This is a genomic window from Pantoea trifolii, from assembly GCF_024506435.1.
In the GTDB taxonomy this organism is placed as follows: domain Bacteria; phylum Pseudomonadota; class Gammaproteobacteria; order Enterobacterales; family Enterobacteriaceae; genus Pantoea; species Pantoea trifolii.
This window is the reverse complement of sequence record NZ_JANIET010000001.1, coordinates 1,097,345-1,112,331: the sequence shown is the minus strand read 5'-3', so window position 1 is coordinate 1,112,331 and position 14,987 is coordinate 1,097,345. Positions and strand designations below refer to the sequence as shown.

18 protein-coding genes and 1 other RNA gene are annotated in these 14,987 nt (G+C 54.2%); 8 read left to right on the top strand and 11 right to left on the bottom strand.

Annotated features, from left to right (window positions below):
- The first annotated feature begins 58 nt into the window (after positions 1-58).
- Both NQH49_RS05065 and ykgO read left to right on the top strand, forming a co-directional pair.
- Positions 59-316, top strand: coding sequence for a type B 50S ribosomal protein L31 (locus NQH49_RS05065; protein WP_008103892.1), 258 nt, complete (start codon positions 59-61; stop codon positions 314-316).
- Between the two features lie 15 nt (positions 317-331).
- The gene (gene ykgO / locus NQH49_RS05060; protein ID WP_008103894.1) at positions 332-472 is read left to right on the top strand and encodes a type B 50S ribosomal protein L36; all 141 of its coding nucleotides are present in this window, start codon (positions 332-334) and stop codon (positions 470-472) included.
- Between the two features lie 43 nt (positions 473-515).
- Here ykgO and NQH49_RS05055 read toward each other — a convergent pair whose 3' ends face one another.
- From NQH49_RS05055 to NQH49_RS05045, 3 genes are read right to left on the bottom strand one after another with little or no spacing between them, the layout of a single operon-like run.
- Positions 516-1,394 (bottom strand): metal ABC transporter substrate-binding protein, encoded by an 879-nt coding sequence (locus NQH49_RS05055; protein ID WP_256695817.1) that lies wholly within the window; start codon positions 1,392-1,394, stop codon positions 516-518.
- 22 nt (positions 1,395-1,416) lie between these two features.
- Positions 1,417-2,256, bottom strand: coding sequence for a metal ABC transporter permease (locus NQH49_RS05050; protein WP_256695816.1), 840 nt, complete (start codon positions 2,254-2,256; stop codon positions 1,417-1,419).
- Positions 2,253-2,909, bottom strand: coding sequence for a metal ABC transporter ATP-binding protein (locus NQH49_RS05045; protein WP_256695815.1), 657 nt, complete (start codon positions 2,907-2,909; stop codon positions 2,253-2,255). Before NQH49_RS05045 ends, NQH49_RS05050 begins: the two co-directional genes overlap by 4 nt.
- Positions 2,910-3,250: 341 nt before the next feature.
- Here NQH49_RS05045 and NQH49_RS05040 point away from each other — a divergent pair, with 341 nt between their 5' ends.
- The 3 genes from NQH49_RS05040 to NQH49_RS05030 all read left to right on the top strand — a co-directional run bounded on the left by NQH49_RS05040 (position 3,251) and on the right by NQH49_RS05030 (position 4,372).
- Positions 3,251-3,604 carry a hypothetical protein gene (locus NQH49_RS05040; RefSeq protein WP_256695814.1) on the top strand — a complete coding sequence of 118 codons (354 nt, stop codon included), beginning with the start codon at positions 3,251-3,253 and terminating at the stop codon, positions 3,602-3,604.
- A 147-nt stretch (positions 3,605-3,751) separates the two neighbouring features.
- The gene (gene tomB, locus NQH49_RS05035; protein WP_007886936.1) at positions 3,752-4,129 is read left to right on the top strand and encodes an Hha toxicity modulator TomB; all 378 of its coding nucleotides are present in this window, start codon (positions 3,752-3,754) and stop codon (positions 4,127-4,129) included.
- 24 nt (positions 4,130-4,153) lie between these two features.
- Positions 4,154-4,372 carry a hemolysin expression-modulating protein Hha gene (locus tag NQH49_RS05030; RefSeq protein ID WP_007886938.1) on the top strand — a complete coding sequence of 73 codons (219 nt, stop codon included), beginning with the start codon at positions 4,154-4,156 and terminating at the stop codon, positions 4,370-4,372.
- A gap of 129 nt (positions 4,373-4,501) precedes the next feature.
- On the opposite strand, the gene ffs is transcribed toward NQH49_RS05030, so the two are convergent.
- Positions 4,502-4,598: signal recognition particle sRNA small type (ffs, locus tag NQH49_RS05025), an RNA gene on the bottom strand.
- 177 nt (positions 4,599-4,775) lie between these two features.
- Here ffs and NQH49_RS05020 point away from each other — a divergent pair.
- Entirely contained in the window at positions 4,776-5,087 is a 312-nt protein-coding gene (locus NQH49_RS05020; RefSeq protein ID WP_256695813.1) for an MGMT family protein, read from the top strand.
- A gap of 181 nt (positions 5,088-5,268) precedes the next feature.
- On the opposite strand, the gene NQH49_RS05015 is transcribed toward NQH49_RS05020, so the two are convergent.
- Entirely contained in the window at positions 5,269-5,826 is a 558-nt protein-coding gene (locus tag NQH49_RS05015; RefSeq protein ID WP_256695812.1) for a YbaY family lipoprotein, read from the bottom strand.
- A gap of 205 nt (positions 5,827-6,031) precedes the next feature.
- Between NQH49_RS05015 and tesB the strand changes: the two genes are divergently transcribed.
- Positions 6,032-6,895 carry an acyl-CoA thioesterase II gene (gene tesB / locus NQH49_RS05010; RefSeq protein WP_256695811.1) on the top strand — a complete coding sequence of 288 codons (864 nt, stop codon included), beginning with the start codon at positions 6,032-6,034 and terminating at the stop codon, positions 6,893-6,895.
- Between the two features lie 71 nt (positions 6,896-6,966).
- Here the strand turns inward: tesB and amtB are convergent, their stop codons facing one another.
- The 5 genes from amtB to NQH49_RS04985 form a co-directional block, all read right to left on the bottom strand.
- A complete protein-coding gene (amtB, locus tag NQH49_RS05005; RefSeq protein WP_008103907.1) occupies positions 6,967-8,256 on the bottom strand; it encodes an ammonium transporter AmtB in 1,290 nt (429 codons plus the stop codon).
- 33 nt (positions 8,257-8,289) lie between these two features.
- On the bottom strand, positions 8,290-8,628 hold the full coding sequence (gene glnK, locus NQH49_RS05000; protein WP_007886947.1) for a P-II family nitrogen regulator: 339 nt from the start codon (positions 8,626-8,628) through the stop codon (positions 8,290-8,292).
- 259 nt (positions 8,629-8,887) lie between these two features.
- The gene (locus tag NQH49_RS04995) at positions 8,888-10,663 is read right to left on the bottom strand and encodes a SmdB family multidrug efflux ABC transporter permease/ATP-binding protein (protein ID WP_256695810.1); all 1,776 of its coding nucleotides are present in this window, start codon (positions 10,661-10,663) and stop codon (positions 8,888-8,890) included.
- Entirely contained in the window at positions 10,656-12,425 is a 1,770-nt protein-coding gene (locus NQH49_RS04990) for a SmdA family multidrug ABC transporter permease/ATP-binding protein (RefSeq protein WP_256695809.1), read from the bottom strand. The genes NQH49_RS04995 and NQH49_RS04990 overlap by 8 nt, the downstream gene beginning before the upstream one ends.
- 23 nt (positions 12,426-12,448) lie before the next feature.
- Positions 12,449-12,910, bottom strand: a complete 462-nt coding sequence (locus NQH49_RS04985; RefSeq protein ID WP_256695808.1) for an Lrp/AsnC family transcriptional regulator — start codon at positions 12,908-12,910, stop codon at positions 12,449-12,451.
- A gap of 115 nt (positions 12,911-13,025) precedes the next feature.
- Between NQH49_RS04985 and NQH49_RS04980 the strand changes: the two genes are divergently transcribed.
- Entirely contained in the window at positions 13,026-14,060 is a 1,035-nt protein-coding gene (locus NQH49_RS04980) for a PLP-dependent cysteine synthase family protein (protein WP_256695807.1), read from the top strand.
- Positions 14,061-14,094: 34 nt separating this feature from the next.
- On the opposite strand, the gene cof is transcribed toward NQH49_RS04980, so the two are convergent.
- Complete coding sequence (gene cof / locus NQH49_RS04975) at positions 14,095-14,916, bottom strand: HMP-PP phosphatase (protein ID WP_256695806.1); 822 nt, start codon at positions 14,914-14,916, stop codon at positions 14,095-14,097.
- Between the last annotated feature and the right edge of the window lie 71 nt (positions 14,917-14,987).

Sequence of the window (14,987 nt, the reverse complement as noted above, 5' to 3'; positions counted from 1 at the left end):
TCAGCCATTTTCGGGCTCATAATGTTGTTATAGTATAACATTACATAACGAGGTGACTATGAAACCGAATATCCATCCCCTTTATCGCCCAGTGGTGTTCCACGACACCTCGGCCAACGAATACTTCAAAGTCGGCTCCACGATTAAGACTGAGCGCACCATTGAGTTTGAAGGTGAAGTGCTGCCGTATGTCACGCTGGATGTCTCGTCAAAATCTCACGTGTTTTACACCGGCAAGCAGAAAGATTTCGCCAAAGAAGGCAGCACCGCGCGCTTCAATCAGCGTTTTGGCAGCTTCCTGTCGCGCAACAAGTAAGGCTGGAGAGAAGAGATGCAGGTATTGAGTTCATTGCGCTCTGCCAAGACGCGCCATAAAGATTGCAAAGTCGTGCGTCGTAAAGGTCGCATCTATGTGATTTGCAAAACCAACCCGCGCTTTAAGGCGGTTCAGGGAAGAAAGAAAAAAAGGTAGGAAAGTGTCGTGATAATTGGCCGGGATGCTCCCCGGCCTTTTTTTACTTCATGCTATGCAGAATGGCGTCCACATTATGTTTGAACGCGGCCACATAGGTCGCTGCCGGGCCATTCGCTTCCGACAAGGCCTCCGGATAGAGTTCCCCGCCCGGCTGTGCGCCGGTTTCGCTGGCAATCTGTTTTACCAGACGCGGATCGGTTTGATTCTCCATGAAGTAGGTTTTGATGTGCTCGGCCTTCAGCTGTTTGATGATCGAAGCCACATCGCTGGCGCTGGCTTCCGCTTCAGTCGAGAAGCCCACTGGCGCAAGGAAACTAACGCCATAACGTTGGCCAAAGTAGCCAAAGGCATCGTGGCTGGTCAGCACCTTACGCTTGTTCTTCGGTACTTCAGCAAAGGCGGTTTTCGCCCAGCTATCCAGCTTCTGCAGCTGCTGAATGTAACTTTCACCGCTTTTACGAATATCCGCCGCATCTTCAGGATCGGCTTTGATCAGCGCATTCATCACATTGGTGGCGTAGATCACACCGTTTTGCATGCTGTTCCACGCGTGGGGATCGGTGACGCTTTTACCGTCCTCTTCCATCTTGCGTGTGTTGACGCCGTTCGAGGCCACGACGAGGGTGCCTTTATAACCTGACGCGCTGATCAGGCGATCCATCCAACCTTCCATGCCCAAACCGCTTACAAACACCACATCCGCTTTCGACAGCGCCTGGCTATCCTGCGGCGTCGGTTCGAAGGTGTGCGGATCGCCATTCGGCCCGACCAGCGATTTCACGTTGACGTGATCGCCACCGACCTGTTTAACGATATCCGCCAGCACGGTGAAGCTCGCCACAACATCAACACTCTTCGCCAGCGACAGTGGGCTAATCAGCATGGCGCCAATCGCCAGACTCAGCGGTAACTTTTTCATTCATATCCCCTTATTGGTTTCGTTATCGACGGCGCAACAGGCCGCCACATGGTCCTGTCAAAACAGAAAGCAGAAACAGCACCGCAGCACTCAGCACCACCGCCGGTCCAGCCGGCAGCGAGAAATGCCACGAAAGAATTAGGCCGATTAACGCAGAGACGATAGCCAGCAACATGGCGATGCCGAGCATGCAAGCCAGATGGCGACTCCAGAAGCGTGCGCTGGTGGCCGGCAACATCATCAATCCCACCGACATCAGCGTGCCCAGCACCTGAAAGCCCGCCACCAGATTTAGCACCACCAGCATCAGGAACAGACCGTGCACCAGCGGTGCGCTCCATTTGCCCTGTGCGCGCAGAAAATCGGGATCGAAGGCATCGATCACTAGCGGACGGAAGATCACCGCCAGCAGCAGCAGAGTGGTAGCGGCAATGCCGCCAACCAACAGAATTGCCGCGTTATCCACGGCTAGCAGCGATCCAAATAACACGTGGAGTAGATCGACGCTGGAACCGCGCAATGATACCAGCGTGACGCCGAGTGCGAGAGAGCCCAGGTAGAAGCCCGAGAAACTGGCATCCTCTTTGAGGTGCGTGTAACGGCTGACCGCGCCTGAGAGCAGCGCCACCGCCAAACCGGCAATCAGGCCGCCAATGCCCATCGCCACCAGCGATAATCCCGACACCAGATATCCAATCGCCGCACCGGGTAATACCGCATGTGATAGCGCATCGCCGACCAGACTCATGCGGCGCAGGGAGAGGAAAACGCCCAGCGGTGTGGCGCTAATCGCTAATGCAACGCAGGCCACCAATGCACGGCGCATGAAACCAAATTCGATAAAGGGTTGAAGTAATGTCACGACGCTACCCTACGCAACGTTGGCGTTTGTGCGGAATCAGCGTCATCGAGCGATAACACATCCTGAAAATAGCGCGCCACCAGCGGCCGATCGTGTAGCACCACTAATAATGTTGTGCCCGCCTGCTGTTGCTGTTCGAGGATCGACATCAGTAAAGTGACGGTTTGGCTATCAATGCCGTTGAAAGGTTCATCCAGTAGCCAGAGCTGGCTGCGCTGCAGCATTAAGCGCGCGAACAGCACGCGCTGCAGTTGTCCGCCAGATAACGTGGCTGGCTGCGCATCGGCAAACTCACGCATTTGCACCGCATCCAGCGCGGCATCGATTTCCAGGCGTAAGGCGCGATTAATGCCACCAAACCAGCCGCAGCGTGGCCAGCAGCCCATCGCCACCAGTTCATAAGCAGTAAGAGGAAAGCGGGTTTCGAGTTCACTGCGTTGTGGTAACCAGCCCAGCGCTTTGCGCGGGATCTGCAATTCACAGCGGCCGGAAATGGGCGGCAGTAAGCCGGCAATGGTTTTCAGTAAGGTCGATTTGCCGGTGCCGTTAGCGCCAATTAACGCGGTCATGCTACCCGTTACCAGCTCACCATTAACGACAGGCGTCACCGCACGGCCTTGATAACCTGCTTGTAAGCGGTTGAAATGCATCATTTTTGCATGCCCCACCATAAGGCTACTGCCAACAACGCAATCAGCATCAGCGCAACCAGCAAACGGCCGCCAAGGGAAAGAAGTAAACCGCTGTGTTTCATACTCAACGACCAACTAATGTTATAACATAACAATTATACTACCCGACTCTTCCTCTGTTGCGCCCGCGCAAAAGTGTTTCAAAAGTTGATCGCTCATGAAGATAGCCGCTGTAATTCGCCGTTTCGCCATGATTGAGTTATGAAACCCATCACAACGATTACTCTTTCTTTTTATTAGCGACTTGCAATGTCACCCATTAAGCTCAATGATAGAAACATCATTCTTTTACTGGATACAAAATGCCGTCTATTATTCATTGTGATATTGCTGTGGATGAGGACGATTGCGAAAAGTTGCTAAGAATTATCCAGGGGAATATTCTCAAAATAGCCGAGGCATTAGCCGGTGATTTACAGTGGTATTCTCAAAACGCGCAATTAGTTCCCGAGAGCTTCCAGATTATTTCTATTCAACCAACCAACAACAATCGATTTAAAATGCTTTACGATTTCAGCTGGAATTTATTTAATCCTTGCCTGGATTTAAATGAAACGTTTAAGCGTCGTGAAGAAGTGCTGTTTCAGGTACAGCCCGGCGTGCTGGTGTTTGAAGTGATTGACAATGAGCGCCCCTCTCCTGCCGACGAATTGTAATATTTGGTAATTGAGGTGAGCAAAGCTAATGATTGTGGATTACATTTAAGGAGTCGCTGAATTCAATTTTATTCAAGATCGCTTCCTGGTAGCTTTTCCTAATCTCGCCGCGCTGCGGTAACTATGCTAGCTATGGAGGGGAAAAAGATGGACGAATACTCACCGAAACGGCATGATATTGCCCAGCTTAAATACCTGTGTGAGAACTTGTTCGACGAAAGTATGGCGACATTGACTGATAGCCATCATGGTTGGGTTAATGATCCTACTTCGGAAAGCAATTTACAGCTCAACGATTTGATTGAGCATATCGCTTCTTTCACGATGAATTACAAAATTAAGCACGTTGAAGATGAAGCCCTGATTACGCAAATCGATGAATATCTTGACGATACCTTTATGCTGTTCAGCAGCTATGGAATCAATACTCAGGATCTACAACGGTGGCAGCGTTCAGCAAAACGCTTATTTAATCTGTTTGCCGAAGAGTGCGCTTATCTCCAACAACCTAGCCATTCCTTTTAGCACCAGACTGAGACCGGTTTATTTATGAGCAACCAAGCCTTAACTAAAACAGATTATTTGATGCGACTGCGCCGCTGTCGCTCAATAGATACCCTTGAACGGGTTATCGAAAAAAACAAGTATGAATTACCTGATAATGAACTCGCGGTATTCTATTCGGCAGCCGATCATCGTCTGGCTGAACTGACCATGAATAAGCTTTACGATAAAGTACCGGTTTCTGTCTGGAAGTTCGTCCGCTAAGTTTTTCCCCTAACAGCCGATCTGCACCATCATCGTATTAATCAAGGATTGATTCACAGGCAAAGGATTGCCAGATTTCTCTGTGCGTAAAATTCTGTGGAGTAGTAGGCGGGTACAAAATGGTGGGGGCCCTGCCAGCTACATCCCGGCACACGCGTCGCCTGCTGCGGCTGCTTCCTTCCGGATCTGACCGAGTTCACAAGTTAGCATTGCGGGAGAACCAACAGGGCCCCCATTGACAAGCCCTCATTTCGAGAGCGCAGGCATTATCAAGTATGCCCCTGGCAATTGCAAGCGCAGGCCCGACAACCGTTGGTTTCTTGCACAAGCACACAGCAATGCGCTGATGTCTACCCTTCTGCATGCTAAAGTTTGCCCTTTCCTGCTGAAAATAGGTGCGCATATGAGCGACCAAAACAATTTCTCCGAGCGCGTGTGGCAAATTGTCGCAGCCATTCCGCCAGGAAAGGTCACCACTTATGGTGATGTTGCACAACTGGCCGGATCGCCACGTGCGGCGCGTCAGGTAGGTGGCGTATTACGTCGTTTGCCGGAAGGCAGTAAGTTACCCTGGTTTCGCGTTATTAATCGTCACGGCAGGATTTCGCTGCAGGGCAACGATCTGTTTCGTCAGCGTGATGCGCTGGAAGCGGAAGGCATTGAAGTGAGCGATGCTGGCGAGATTGAGCTGGAAAAGTATCGTTGGGAAATTTAGCGGTGCGATATGTCGCGCACAAGCCCGCCACAAACCGCACTGAACTTAACACGCCGGAAGTCATCGTTGTGGAGTAAAGCGTCACACGCCATGGATGGCGTGTGCCGAGCGATCAGGGACGAGACAGCGACTTTACGGAACAATGATGACTTCCGGCGCTCTCTCGTCCCATCAATCGAAGTTACATACTCGTCGGTGCCGGCACCGAAGACGATGGCGTCACCTGCGTAGGTGAAGTCGAAGGCACGGTTGTTGCGGCACCCGGCTGGGTTTGCATCGCGACGTTAGTCACAGGAACCAACAGCAGTTCGGCTTTTGTTCCGCCCTGATTAATCACCGGTTTCACCGTATCGGTGATAAACGCCAGCTTGCCATCAATTGAAATCGCCGCACTTAACAGAATGCGCGCGTTCGGCTGGATGTCAGCCGGATTGAACGGCAGAACAAACTGGAACGGTGACTGTTTCCCTTCCGTACGCACCACGCGCTGCGACAGCACTTTCGAAGGCGCATCGGCCAGCGATGCATCAGACAGCGTCACAGTTAGCACGGAATCCGGTGGCAGCGCGATGCGCTGGCGGATATACACCGAACCACTAACATTAGGCTGCGCAATGGCGGCCTGCTGCCCCGCTACCGCTGAGCCGAGTGTAGGTGTGGCTACCGGCTTACTGTGGTCCGCACAACCGGTAATCGCCGCAGCCAGGGTCATACCGCTAATAACTTGCCAGAGTTTCATCGATGTCGTCTCCTTATGAACACTATGATTGTCGGCGGTAAATTCATTGCTTAGCTTTTCAGCCGCCGAATGACCTTAATTCTGGCACAAATATCGGCATTGCGCCTAAACCCTCCGCCAGCCCGCTGAAATAGCGGCAAAATCATTGACGGAAACTGGTCGGATCTTTCACACTGACGCGATTAGTCACGCTGAGGAATCCGCTATGAGTCAGGCACTGCACAACCTGCTTAATTTGTTAAATCTGGAAAAACTGGAAGAAGGCCTGTTTCGTGGTCAGAGCGAAGATCTTGGTCTGCGCCAGGTGTTTGGTGGTCAGGTGGTTGGCCAGGCGCTGTATGCGGCGAAACAAACGGTGCCGGAAGAGCGCATCATTCACTCTTTCCACAGCTACTTTCTGCGTCCAGGCGATAGCCAAAAAGCCATTATTTACGATGTCGAAACGCTGCGTGACGGCAAAAGCTTCAGCGCACGCCGCGTCAGCGCGGTACAGAATGGCCAACCGATCTTCTACATGACCGCCTCGTTCCAGGCACCTGAAAGCGGCTTCGAGCACCAGAACAGCATGCCGCAGGTGCCGGGCCCAGATAATCTGCCATCGGAACAGGATTTGGCAAAAAAGCTGGCCGCTCATCTGCCACTCAAACTGAAAGAAAAATTCCTCGCCGAGCGGCCGCTGGATATTCGTCCGGTACAGATTCATAACCCGCTAAAAGGCCATGTCGATGAGCCGCTGCGTCAGGTGTGGATTCGTGCAAACGGCGAGTTACCTACCGATCGCCGTATCCATCAATACCTTTTGGGATATGCCTCGGATCTCAACTTTCTGCCGGTGGCGCTGCAGCCGCACGGTAAAGGCTTCCTCGAAGCCGATATGCAGGTTGCCACCATCGATCACTCAATGTGGTTCCATCGCCCGTTCGACTTGTCTGAATGGCTGCTGTACAGCGTGGTGAGCACCTCCGCCTCGGGCGCGCGCGGTTTTGTGCGTGGCGAGTTTTATGCCCAGGATGGCCGACTGGTGGCGACTACGGTACAGGAAGGCGTGATGCGCCAACGCGACGCATAAAAAAAGGGGCGATATTATCGCCCCTTCTGCTTTTTATAATTTTAGCGCACTGCTCTTCTTCAGCCCGGCTGTTACTGGTTGTAAGCGTTCTCGCCGTGGCTGTTCACATCCAGACCTTCACGTTCCTGATCTTCCGGAACACGCAGGCCAACAATCATATCCGCCAGTTTGAAGCCGATGAAGGCCACAACCGCAGTCCAGACGATGGTTACGCCCACGCTGAACAGCTGAATCCAAACCTGATGGCCCATGGTCACGCCTTCTGCGTAGCCTACGCCGCCCAGTGAAGAGGAGGCGAACACGCCGGTCAGGATACAACCGAGGATGCCACACACGCCGTGCACTCCGAACACATCACATGGGTCATCAACACGCAGCCATTTCTTCAGGGTCGTTACGCCCCACAGACCGGCTAAACCACCCGCCAGACCGATAATCAGCGCGCCGCCGACACCGACATAACCACAAGCTGGGGTAATCGCGACCAGACCAGCGATGAAGCCTGAACACGCACCGAGCAGAGAAGGTTTACCACGTACCGCCCACTCGCCGAACACCCACGACAGGACTGCACCCGCCGTAGCCACTACGGTATTCAGGAACGCCAGCGCAGCGATTTCGTTAGCTGAGGAAGCAGAACCGGCGTTGAAGCCGAACCAGCCCACATACAGAATCGCGGTACCAAGGAACACCATCGGCAGGTTGTGTGGTTTGAAGGCTTCTTTGCCGAAACCAGCACGTTTGCCCACCAGGTAAGCACCCACCAGGCCAGCAACGGCGGCGTTGATGTGAACCACGGTGCCGCCCGCGAAGTCGAGCGCGCCATCTTGCGCCAGCAAGCCACCTGCCCACACCATATGTGCGATTGGCAGATAAGCCAGCGTCAGCCAAACCACCACGAAAATCAGTACTGCGGAGAAGCGAATACGTTCAGCCAGCGCACCGACAATCAGACCGACGGTGATACAGGCGAAGGAAGCCTGGAACGCGACGTGAATGTACTGATAGAAGCTGCCCATCACCGCTTTCAGCTCAATATTTTTCAGCATCGCCCACTGGAAGCTACCGAAGAAGGAGTTGCCTTCACTGAAGGCCAGCGAGTAGCCGTAAATCACCCACAGCACGCACACCAGCGAGAAGGTCACTGCCACCTGCGTCAACATCGACAGCACGTTCTTACCGCGGATCAAACCGCCGTAGAACAGCGCAATGCCTGGAATCGACATAAACAGTACCAGCGCGGTACAGATCATCATAAAGGCGTTATCGGCTTTATCCGCGACGGCAGGCGCTGCCGCCATCGCCAGAGAAGGTAACAGCGCAAGGCTGGTGAGGCCCAACTTCGTTATCAGTTTATTCATTTCTTTCCATCCCATCACAATTCAGAGCCCCAGTTACAGTGCTGCTTCGTCGGTCTCGCCGGTACGAATACGAATGACGCGCTGCAGTTCTGCGACGAAAATCTTGCCGTCGCCAATTTTGCCGGTATACGCGGCTTTGCTGATGACATCGACCACTTCATCAAGTTGGTCGTCCGCAATAGCGATATCAATTTTTACTTTAGGCAGGAAGTTAACGCTGTACTCGGCACCGCGATAAAGCTCTGCGTGACCTTTCTGGCGACCGAAACCTTTAACCTCGGTAACTGTCAGTCCCTGAATGCCAATAGAGGATAAGGCTTCACGCACGTCCTCCAGCTTAAATGGTTTGATTACCACGGTAACCAGCTTCATACGTTCCCCTCCGGATAAGAAATTGAGTGAGTCTTCGCGGACACGTAGGGATATAAGCAAAGGCTGTGCCATAAGTAAAAAAAGGGGAATGTCAGTAGCATAGGCGCGCTGCATCACGCTTCGTTATGTGAAGCAGAGCGCAGATTGGGGAGGAGGTGTAGGAAAGGTGTTGCAATATTGCACTTCTTTGGTGCTTCAAGCCTCAAAGAAGTGCATCAATACAGAACATTCCGATAAAACTGTGCAAAAAAGGTGCAATTCACCCTTCAGCTTGTACGGGGATGCCCGCCGCGAGTTCATCGCCGGCCTGCTGCAGCTGATACATCTGCCAGTAGCGGCCCTGCTCGGCCAGCAGCTCAGCATGCGTACCGCGCTCCACCACCTGACCGCGATGCAGCACTAAAATCTGATCGGCTTCGGTGATGGTGGAAAGGCGATGCGCGATCACCACCAGCGTGCTGTGCTGGCGTAGTGCACGTAACGCGTGCTGAATCGCCTGTTCCGTACCGGAATCGATATTGGCCGTGGCTTCGTCGAGGATCAGGATCTGCGGCAATGACACCAACACGCGCGCCAGCGCCAGTAGCTGTTTCTGCCCAACCGACAGATTATTGCCCTGCTCGCCTAAACGCGTATGGATGCCGTCCGCCATGCTGCGCGCCAGCGGTGCCAACTGTACCGTCTCCAGCGCCTGCCACACTTGCTCTTCCGGGATATCGCGCCCTAAGCGCACGTTGGCCAGTAGCGAATCCGCCAGCACCACCGGATCCTGTTGCACCATCGCAACGCTTTGACGTAAGGCGGCGTGCGACAGCTGGGGCAGCGGGCGACCATCCAGCTCAATGCTGCCGCGCGTCACCGGGTAATAGCCCATCAGCAAATTCGCCAGCGTACTTTTCCCGCTGCCGGTATGCCCCACCAGCGCAACAAAATGACGCGCGGGCACTTCAAGATTGATGTTGCTGAGCACATCGCGATTATCGCGATAGGCAAAGCTCACATCGCGCAGCGAAATGCTGCCCGAGGCCAGCGGCTGAATATCGCTGCCGTAACCTTGCTGCTCTGCATCCATCAGTTCGAAGATGCGCTCGCCAGACACCACCGCTTGTTGCAGCATCGACTGCTGCGTGGTGAGTTCAATCAGCGGTTCATTGAGGCGGCCAAGATAGGTAATAAAGGCGTAGAGCACGCCAACTTCAAACACGCCCGGCGTGGCGAAGCTAAACAGCATCAGCAAACCGCACAAAATCATGGCCGAAAACAGACTCAGCAACGGGCGCAATAAAAAACCATCCAGCCGCAGCGTTTCCATCCGCGCCAGATAGTGCGAACGGCTGGCTTCGCCCATGCGCTCACCAAAGCGCGCCTGCTGGCGGAACTGCTGGATCACGCTCATGCCGTTGATCACTTCATTAAAGCCGTTGTTGATGTCCGCCAGATAGCTGCGCACGCGACGCGCAATCGGCGTACTGAAGCGCTGATAAATCAGCATCACCGTCAGCACCAGCGGGAAAATTACGATCGCCACCAGCGCCATGCGCCAGTCGAGGGAGAACATCGCCACCAGCATCGCACCAATCAACGCGGCGGCGCGCAACACCGTTGCTACCACGGTAACGTAGAGATCTTTGATCACCTCGGTGTCATTGGTAACGCGCGAGATAATTTGTCCGACCGGCTGCGTATCGAAGGCGCTAAGCGGCTGGCGCAACGCCGCGTTCATCACGTCTACGCGCAATTGCTGCACCACGCCAATCGCCGCGCGGTTAAACAGCAATGCCTGAAAATAGTGCAAACCTGCAGCCAGCAATTGCAGCAGGATAAAGCCCACCAGCAGGCTGGCGACGATGCCCCACGGCATCTGATGTTTCGCCACCAGATTATCGATGAAGTAGCTCACCAACACCGGCCCGGTCACTTCGGCCGCCGCAGCAATCCACAGCATGCCGACCGCCAGCCACAGCGATTTACGCCACGGTTTGCCATACGCCAGTAGACGTTTCAGCGTCGGCCATAAACGTTGTGATTTAGCCACGGCTTGCTCCTTCTGCCACTTCATCGTCATCCAGCGCGGCTTCCAGCTGCTGATAACGATACATATCGCGATACCAGCCCTCTTTGGCCGCCAAAGTGTCATGATCGCCACGCTGCGCCACGGCGCCCTGCTGCAGCACCAGAATTTCGCTAGCTTCGGTGAGCGCCGAAAGACGATGCGCGCTGATAATCAAGGTGCGCCCTTTGCCCCATTGGCGCAGGTTATGCAGGATGTCATGTTCAGTGCGACCATCAACCGCCGACAGCGCATCATCCAGAATCAGGATTTCCGCATTCAGCAGCAGCGCGCGTGCAATCGCAATGCGCTGCTTCTGTCCGCCCGATAACATCACGCCGCGCTCGCCCACTTCGGTCTCATAACCTTGTGGCAGACGCAGAATATCGTCGTGGACGCAGGCCATGCTTGCCACGCGCTCCAGCTCTTGCTGCGTCGCATTCGGGCGACCCAGCGCCAGATTGGCGGCGATGGTGTCGGAGAACAGGAACGGCGTCTGGCTGACCACCGCCAACCGACTGCGCCAGCTATCGAGTCGCAATTGCGGCAGCGGCGTATTGTGGTAGCGAATATCGCCCTGATCGATGTCGAAGTGGCGCTGAATCAGGCTTAGCAGCGTGCTCTTGCCGCAGCCGGTTGGCCCGCATAAGCCGAGCATCTGGCCCGGTTTTAGCTGGAAGTTAACATGGCTCAGCACCGGACCAGAACTGGCCGGATAGCGAAACTCACGAATGGCAACCTGCATTGCGCCAGGTTCGGGTGGCAACACTTGCGCGCCATCTTCAACTGCAGGTGCTTCCGCCAGCAAGGAGCGGATACGACTCCACGCCGCACTGCCGCGCTCAACGATGTTGATCATCCACGCCAGCGCCAGCATCGGCCAAATCATCAGGCCGAGGTACATCACAAAGCTGGTAAGCTGCCCGAGCGTCAAGCTGCCGTTCCACACCATCCAGCCGCCACCGGCAATCGCCAGCAGGTTGGAGAAGCCAACGGCGATATAAATGATCGGATCAAAACGCGCATCCACGCGCGCCACATGCAGGTTTTTCTTGCCGGTATCGGCAGCGATGCCAGCAAACTGCTGCGACTGATGATCTTCGAGGCCAAAGGCTTTGATCATGCGAATGCTGGTCAGGCTTTCCTGGGTTTGATCGTTCAGGCTGGAGAACGCCGCCTGCGCCACTTTGAAGCGCTGATGCAGGCGTGCGCCATCTTTCTGAATGGCGAAGGCCATAATCGGCATCGGGATCAGCGCCAGTAACGTCAGTTCCCAGCTGATTTGGGTGCTCATCACAATCAGCACCACCAATCCCATCACCAGCGAATCCACCAACGTCAGCACGCCTTCACCGGCGGCAAACACCACGCGATCCACATCATTGGTGGCGCGGGCAATCAGATCGCCAGTGCGATGGCGCAGATAAAATGCCGGATGCTGACGACTAAGTTGACGATAGAAATCTTCACGTAGCTCAACGGCTAATTGGTAGGATGCGCCAAACAGCAGCACGCGCCAGACATAGCGCAGCAGATAGACGATCACCGCCGTCACCAGCATCACGCCGATCCACATAAAGATCTGCCCGGCGCTTAAATCATGCTGGGTAACGCCGTCGACAATCACGCCAACCACATGCGGTGGCAGTAATTGCAGTAAGGCAATAACGATCAGCAAGCTGACGGCGCCCAGATATCGCCGCCACTCGCGCAGGAAATACCAACTTAACTGGCTGAATAATTGCACAAGCGTGTCTCTTTCTGTGCCCGCTAGGGCGCTACCGGCAAGGCGGTGGTGTATTTAATCTCTTCCATGGCAAAACTGGAGGTCACATCCATCAGTCCTGGCACGCCGTTCACCAGACGCTTATAAAAGCTGTCATAACTCTTCATGTCCGCGACCTGAATGCGCAGCAAATAATCGTACTCGCCCGCCATGCGATAAAACGCCATCACTTCCGGCATTTGCTGCACCACGGCGACAAATTGCTTAAACCACTCGCTGCTGTGCTGCTGGGTTTTGACAAACATAAAGGCAGTGAGAGACAGACCGATTTTTTCGCCGTCCACCAGCGCCACGCGCGCACGAATAATGCCATCATCTTCCAGTTTTTTCAGGCGTTTCCAGCACGGCGTGGTGGTGAGGTTCACCGCATCGGCCAACGTCTGCAGCGACAAGGTGCAATCCTGCTGCAGTATTGCCAGCAACGTGCGGTCAGTTTTATCTAACATTTGCCACTCCGGGAGAAAATTTTTCTCTAATCTCGCCATTATAGCGCGGTTTTAGCAACCTCTTTTTCCTGCCAGTGCCTTACACTGTGCGCAATAATGATTACGGAAATACCACATGCAAACGCCCTGGGTTCGCCACGCCATCAATGAAATTAACGCCGATTTTCAGCGCTCGGCGGATACGCATTTGATCCGCTTTAAGCTGGATGATTTTCCTGGCATTCACTTCTATCTCAAAGATGAAAGCACGCATCCCAGCGGCAGCTTAAAACATCGCCTGGCGCGTTCCCTGTTTCTCTATGGTCTGGCGAACGGCTGGATCCACGAAAATACGCCAATAATTGAAGCCTCTTCCGGCAGTACTGCGGTATCGGAAGCTTACTTCGCGCGCCTGCTTGGTTTGCCGTTTATCGCCGTAATGCCGGCCAGCACCGCAAAACGCAAAATCGAGATGATTGGTTTTTACGGTGGCGAGTGCCATTTCGTTGCCGATCCCTGCCAGCTGTACAGCGAATCCGAGCGTTTAGCGCGTGAGCTGAATGGCCACTTTATGGACCAGTTCACCTACGCCGAGCGCGCCACTGACTGGCGCGGCAACAACAATATCGCCGAAAGCATTTTCCGCCAGATGTCACACGAACCGTTCCCGGTGCCGCATACGGTAATCATGAGCGCCGGTACCGGCGGCACCTCGGCAACGCTGGGCCGCTATATCCGCTATCAGGGCCATGACACGCGCCTGCTGGTGGTCGATCCGCAACATTCGGTGTTCTTTGACTACTGGCACAGCCGCGACAAAACGTTGCGCAGCGAACGCGGCAGCCTGATAGAAGGCATTGGCCGTCCGCGCGTCGAACCGTCGTTTCTACCCGACGTTATTGACGAGATGATGAAAGTGCCGGATGGCGCGACCATCGCCGCGATGCTGCAGTTGGAAAAGGTGCTTGGACGTCGTCCTGGCGCCTCAACCGGCACCAACTTCTGGGGCATGATGCAAGTGGCAAAACGCATGCGGGAAAACGGCGAGCAGGGTTCTCTGGTGACATTGCTGTGTGACAGCGGTGAGCGCTATCCGGACACCTATTACAATGCGCAGTGGGTAGAGCAGAATATCGGCGAAATTGCGCCTTGGGTGCGGGAACTGCAATAAAAAACCGGACGTCCTGTCCGGTTCACTGTAAGCCTCAGCATTCGGGGGAATAATCGAGGTGTGGTGTGGTCATCCAGTGATTAAGGTAGTGAGACACCGCCTGTGTCTCGCAATGTCCGATAATCGGTAAATGGGGCAACGACGCTTTCAGTTGATTCATGGCGTTGCCCATAATGAAACCGCTGCCAACGCGCTCCAGCATTTCGCGATCGTTCATGGCATCGCCAAACGCCATACACTCCGCCAGCGACAGCGAAAGATGCTGGCACAGACGTCCCAACGCCGCGCCTTTATGGCAATCAACCGGCAACACTTCCAGGCAATCCCAGGCTGAGAAACAAATGTTAGCCCGATCGCCTAACGCATCCTGCAATTCACTTCTTAACACCTGCAACATTTCATGCGGCGCAATAAAACAGATTTTGGTGACTTCATGCGCCGACATCTGACGCAAATTACGCAGCTGATAGTGGAAGCCGCTCATCGCATGCGCTTCCAGCGCACCGATCAGCGGTTTATCGGTAAACCAGCCTTCATCATTGAAAATATGAATCGAGGCGGGCGTTTGCCAATGGGTATGAATCACCTCTTCCGCCACTGATGGCGATAAATCGCAGCCGTAAAGTTGGTTGCCTACAAGATCGTGAATGCGCGTGCCGTTGCCGGTAATCAGCCACGCAGGCAAGGTGATTTGTTCGCGTACTCGCCGCATATCCATAAGATGACGCCCGGTGGCAAACGCCAACGTAACACCGAGCTGATGCAACGCATGCAGGCTTGTCAGCGTTTCATTTCCTAACCGGTGCGAAGGCAGTAACAGCGTGCCATCCATATCAAATGCCGCGAGGCGAGCCATGCGAATTCTCCTGTCTGAGTGAGGCAGTTAATATCGCCTGGTAATTACGGAACTAATAGTGAATACTTTTA